This window comes from Micromonospora sp. D75 (genome assembly GCF_018070405.1).
Classification (GTDB): Bacteria; Actinomycetota; Actinomycetes; order Mycobacteriales; family Micromonosporaceae; genus Micromonospora; species Micromonospora chalcea.
The window spans coordinates 1-3,712 of sequence record NZ_JAGPXV010000594.1 but is presented as its reverse complement, the minus strand read 5'-3'; the positions used below and the strand labels follow the sequence as shown (position 1 = coordinate 3,712).

4 protein-coding genes are annotated in these 3,712 nt (G+C 72.5%); 3 read left to right on the top strand and 1 reads right to left on the bottom strand.

Going from position 1 to position 3,712, the window contains the following annotated elements:
* Nucleotides 1-780: mandelate racemase/muconate lactonizing enzyme family protein (locus tag KBX39_RS26105; RefSeq protein WP_210872987.1), on the top strand; the 780-nt coding region annotated here is incomplete at its 5' end.
* A gap of 129 nt (nt 781-909) precedes the next feature.
* Nucleotides 910-1,746 (top strand): NlpC/P60 family protein, encoded by an 837-nt coding sequence (locus tag KBX39_RS26100; RefSeq protein ID WP_312247490.1) that lies wholly within the window; start codon nt 910-912, stop codon nt 1,744-1,746.
* 8 nt (nt 1,747-1,754) lie between these two features.
* On the opposite strand, the gene KBX39_RS26095 is transcribed toward KBX39_RS26100, so the two are convergent.
* A complete protein-coding gene (locus KBX39_RS26095; RefSeq protein ID WP_043329590.1) occupies nt 1,755-2,753 on the bottom strand; it encodes a TerC family protein in 999 nt (332 codons plus the stop codon).
* A gap of 385 nt (nt 2,754-3,138) precedes the next feature.
* Here KBX39_RS26095 and KBX39_RS26090 point away from each other — a divergent pair, with 385 nt between their 5' ends.
* Entirely contained in the window at nt 3,139-3,432 is a 294-nt protein-coding gene (locus KBX39_RS26090; RefSeq protein WP_030503827.1) for an antibiotic biosynthesis monooxygenase, read from the top strand.
* Nucleotides 3,433-3,712 lie beyond the last annotated feature (280 nt).

Here is a 3,712-nt window from a genome sequence, read left to right as displayed (position 1 = left end):
CTGCACGACCTGGCCGCGCGGCGGCTCGGCGTACCCCTGGTGCGTCTGCTCGGCGGCACGGCGCTGCGGGTGCCGACGGATGTCACGCTGGCCGCCGGCGACGCGGTCGACCTGGCCGCGACGGCGGCGCGGCGCGGTGCCGAGGGGTTCGGGGTGCTCAAGCTCAAGGTCGGCACCGACGCCCGCGGCGACCTGGACCGGGTGCGCGCGGTGCGGGCCGCGGTCGGGCCGGACGTGCGGATCCGGCTGGACGCCAACCAGGGCTGGACGCCCCGGGAGGCGGTGCGGGTGATCCGCGCGATCGAGGACGCGGGGCTCGACGTCGAGCTGGTCGAGCAGCCGGTGCACCGCCGTGACCTGGACGGGCTGGCCTGGGTCAGCGACCGGGTCGGGCTGCCGATCCTGGCCGACGAGTCCGTCTTCGACGTGCGGGACATGGTCGAGGTGATCCGGCGGCGGGCCGCCGACATGGTCAACGTGAAGCTGGCCAAGTGCGGTGGGCTGCAACCGGCCCGCACGCTGCTGGACCTGGCCGCCGCGCACGGCATGGGCACCATCGTCGGCTCGATGATGGAGGGCCCGGTCGGCGTGGGCGCCGCCGCCAGCCTGGTCGCCGCCTACGGCACCACCGCCGTGTCGGACCTCGACGCCGCCTGGTGGCTGGCCTGGTCGCCGGTGACCGGCGGCATCCGGTACGAGGGCGCGAGCGTGCTGCTGCCGGACGCGCCGGGTCTCGGCGTCACCGGCCTCCGTGAAGCTAAAATTCAGTCACATGGTTGAGTAGCGGCAGAATTTTTCATATGGTCGCCCGGAGAAGCATTCCAGAGAGGGGTACGCGTGGCGCCTCAACCGTGCCGACAGGCCGTCGTACGGGTGCCGGTGGCGACCCTGTGGACAGCACCCGATGCGGTGCGCCCGATCGACCGGCCCGCTCTCGCCGACTGCCCCGACGTCGCCGGCTGGATCGCCGGGATGGACCGCGACCAGCGGGTCGGTGACTGCGTCCTGACCCAGTTGCTGCTCGGCGAGCCGGTACGGATCACCGAGACGCGGCCGGACGGCTGGGCCCGCGTCGTCGCGCTCGGCCAGCCCGCCGCGAAACACGGCGCCGACGGCTACCCGGGCTGGGTGCGGACCGCCCACCTGACCACAGCCGAGCCGGCCGGCGCCGCGCTGACCGTCGACGTCGCCCACACCACGCTGCACGCCTCGCCGGGCGGCGCACCCGCGCTTCGCGGCCTGGTGCTCGGCACCCGCCTGGAGTCGGCCGGGCGGCCGGTGGACGGCGGGCGACCGGTCCGCGTACCGGGTCGGGCCGACCCGCTGTGGGCCCCGGAGGGCGACCTGGTGCCGCTGCCGGCCGAACGCCCCGAGGCCAAGGAGGTGCTCGCGGTCGCCGAGCGGCTGCGTGACCTGCTCTACGTCTGGGGCGGCCTGTCCACCGACGGCCGCGACTGCTCCGGGCTGGTCCACCTGGCCTGGCGGCGGCACGGGATCACGCTCCCCCGCGACGCCGACGACCCGGCGGACGCGACGACGCCGGTGGCGCTCGGCGACGAACGTCCCGGCGACCTCTACTTCTTCGCGCGGCCCGGCCGGCGCGTCCACCACGTCGGGATCGTCTCGGCCGAGCCGCACGGCGGCCGGCGCCGGATGCTGCACGCCTGCTACCTGACCCGCCGGGTGGTCGAGGAGGAGCTGCCCGCCGACCGGGCCGCCACGCTCGTCGGCGCGCACCGCGTCTGACCCTGCGGTCAGGGGCGGGTCTTGACCAGCTCCCGTCGCCGGTCCCGCGACGACTTCGCCAGGCTTGCCGCAGTGGCCACGGCCAGGGTGCCGAGGATGACGGTGAGCGACAGCCAGATCGGGATGTGCGGGGCCCACCCCACGGGCTCGCCGCCGTTGATGAACGGCAGGTGGTTGTCGGCGAGCGCCTCCAGCATCAGCTTCACGCCGATGAAGCCGAGCACCACGGCGAGGCCGTAGCTGAGGTAGATGAGCCGGTCCAGCAGGCCGCCGAGCAGGAAGTAGAGCTGCCGCAGCCCCATCAGCGCGAAGACGTTGGCGGTGAAGACCAGGTACGGCTCCTGGGTGATGCCGAAGATCGCCGGGATCGAGTCGAGCGCGAAGATCAGGTCGGTGGTGCCGATCGCGATCATCACGATCAGCATCGGGGTGAACAGCCGCCGACCGTTCTCCCGGGTGGTGATCTTCGCCCCGTCGTAGTCCCGGGACAGCGGCAGCGCCCGCCGGCTCCACCGGATCAGCACGTTCTCGCTGAACTCGTCCTCGTCCGGCTCGCCCTGCCGGGCCAGGTTCACCGCGGTGTAGATGAGGAACGCGCCGAAGATGTAGAACACCCAGGAGAACTGGGAGATCAGCGCCGCGCCGGCCGCGATGAAGCCGCCGCGCATGACCAGCGCCAGGATGATGCCGACGAGCAGCACCTTCTGCTGATACTGCCGGGGCACCCCGAAGCGGGCCATGATGATGACGAAGACGAAGAGGTTGTCCACCGAGAGGCTGTACTCGGTGAGCCAGCCGGTGTAGAACTCCCCCGCCACGCGGCCACCGGCGGTCAGCCAGAGCACCCCGCCGAAGATCAGCGCCAGGCCGACGTAGAAGCCCACCCAGAGGCTGGACTCGCGGACGCTGGGCTCGTGCGGTCGCCGGCCGATGATGAACAGGTCGGCGAGCAGGACCGCGATCATCGCGATCAGCGTTACCGCCCACACCAATGCGGACACGTTCAAATCCATCCTCCGGCAGACACGCGGCCTCGGGCACACCGTACGCCGGGTGGGCTGCAGGGGTGCGTCGACGCCGACAGGGGTGACTGTCGGAGGTCTCTTCCGCCGGAGCCTGACAGCAGGTTCCGACCGACGGAGCCGGGTCGGGCCACCGTAAGGTACCGGCGCTCTTCCGTGCTGACGACTCCACCGCGAGGGAATACTCCCCTCCTCGGGCGCCATTGTTCACCATCACACCCAGGTGCCGCATCTCCGGGCCGTCGTACGGCTGGGTGACGTGCGCCGCCTCACCCCGCGCAGCGCATCCTAGGAGGCTAGCCCAGCAACTCTCGCCCGGGCGTCTCCCCCGGTGCGTACACCCGGCGGGGTGGCATGGCAGGCTGCGGACATGGTTCTTGAGGTCGCGCTGATCGATGTGACGCCCGGAAACGAGGACGACTTCGCCGCCGCCTACGCGCAGGCACGGCCGATCCTCGCCGGCGCCGAGGGCTGCCGTTCCGTGCGGATGACCCGGGGCGTGGAGTCGCCCACCCGGTTCGTCCTGCTGGTCGAGTGGGACTCGGTCGAGGCGCACGACGTGAACTTCCGCCAGACCGACCGGTTCGCGCAGTGGCGCGGGCTGATCGGCCCGTACTTCGCGGGGCCGCCGCTGGTCGAGCACTTCACCGACGTCCCGGCCTGAACTGTCGTACCCGTGCCGTAGCCTGCGCGCTGCGCGGCCACCGGCCCCGACGGTCATCGGGGGCGCCGGGCCCGGTGGTCGCGCCAGCTCGTGCCGGTCGATCCAGCTCGCGCCGGTCAGCCCAGGTCGTGCGGATCGCGCTGACGGGGCACCGGCGCGGCGCCCAGCCGCCGGGCCACCAGCTCGGCCGTGGCATCGGGTGGCAGCGCGACCGCGAGCAGCCGCTCGATGACCCGTTCGTAGTGGCTCACGTCCGTCTCGGACACCAGGCGCACGTCGG